General features: G+C 54.3%; 2 protein-coding genes. Both read left to right on the top strand.

Going from position 1 to position 1,196, the window contains the following annotated elements:
* The first annotated feature begins 40 nt into the window (after positions 1-40).
* Positions 41-514, top strand: a complete 474-nt coding sequence (locus KM295_RS16760) for a helix-turn-helix domain-containing protein (RefSeq protein ID WP_256031519.1) — start codon at positions 41-43, stop codon at positions 512-514.
* Complete coding sequence (locus KM295_RS16755; protein WP_272494456.1) at positions 474-1,172, top strand: IS630 family transposase; 699 nt, start codon at positions 474-476, stop codon at positions 1,170-1,172. The genes KM295_RS16760 and KM295_RS16755 overlap by 41 nt, the downstream gene beginning before the upstream one ends.
* Positions 1,173-1,196: the final 24 nt, after the last annotated feature.

The following is a 1,196-nucleotide window of genomic DNA, read 5'->3' as shown; positions in this document are numbered from 1 at the left end:
TACTCACTAGCTTAAGCTCTCTGAGCGCGTATCTACAGCAATGGGACGAAAACAGCACGTTGTCAATCTCTCTGCTGAGGAACGCAGAACGCTGGAGTGGTTCATTTCGACCGGAGAGCGCAAATCCGAAGACAACACACGTGCGCGGATTCTGTTGAAGGCTGATGACGGGCTCACAGATGCTGAAATCTGTGAGCACGTCGGCTGTAGTATTAGCACACCCTACAAGGCTCGCAAGAACTACTGTAAGCGAGGGCTCGCGGCGATTCATCGCCGCAAGCCCGACCGCGAGTACGCGCGCAAACTCGACGGTGATGCCGAAGCACGCCTCATCAAACTCGCCTGCAGCGATCCACCCGAAGGACGCTCCCGCTGGACGCTCCACCTTCTCGCCGACGAACTCGTTGCACTCGACGAGATCGACTTCGAGTCGATCTCTCACGAAACCGTTCGACAGCGGCTAAAAAAACGCCCTGAAACCGCATCTCTACGACTATTGGGCGATTCCAGCTGACCAAGACAAGCAGTTCGTCTACGAGATGGAAAATGTCCTAGACCTCTACCACGAACCATACGACCAGAACCGGCCGGTCATCTGTTTCGATGAATCAAGTAAGGCACTTCGTGGACACAAGCGCGACCCGATCCCGGCCAAACCGGGATCGGTCGCTCGAATCGACACACACTACGAGCGGAACGGAAAGAAGAAAATTCACCTTGCGACGGAGCCGCTGACCGGGTGGGTCGCTGTCGAGGTCACCGACAAAAGACGTGCATGCGAATGGGTTGACCGGATGATCGAACTGGCAGATGATCACTACCCGGATGCGGACTGCATCCGGGTTGTGATGGACCATCTTAACACACATAATCCGGCTAACTTCTATCAGTTTCTTCCGCCAGACGAAGCACAGGAGTACCTCAATCGTTTTGAGTTTCATTTCGTGCCAAAACACGGGAGTTGGCTAAATATGGCGGAAATCGAACTTGGCGCCCTCAAGCGTCAATGTCTCAATCGCCGAATCTACCACGCAGCGACACTCTGTTCAGAGGTCGCTGCGTGGCAGACTGATCGCAACGCAACAAAGCGACTCATCGACTGGCAATTCACAACTAATGACGCGCGCATCAAGCTACGTGGACTCTATCCAGTCCCGGTTGCCGAAAGCTAGTGAGACAATGGCTGAAGCTACACT

Origin of the sequence: Natronomonas aquatica (genome assembly GCF_024449025.1) — an archaeon.
GTDB lineage: Archaea > Halobacteriota > Halobacteria > Halobacteriales > Haloarculaceae > Natronomonas > Natronomonas aquatica.
The sequence above is the reverse complement of the archived record's forward strand: the minus strand, read 5'-3'. Positions and strand labels throughout refer to the sequence as shown.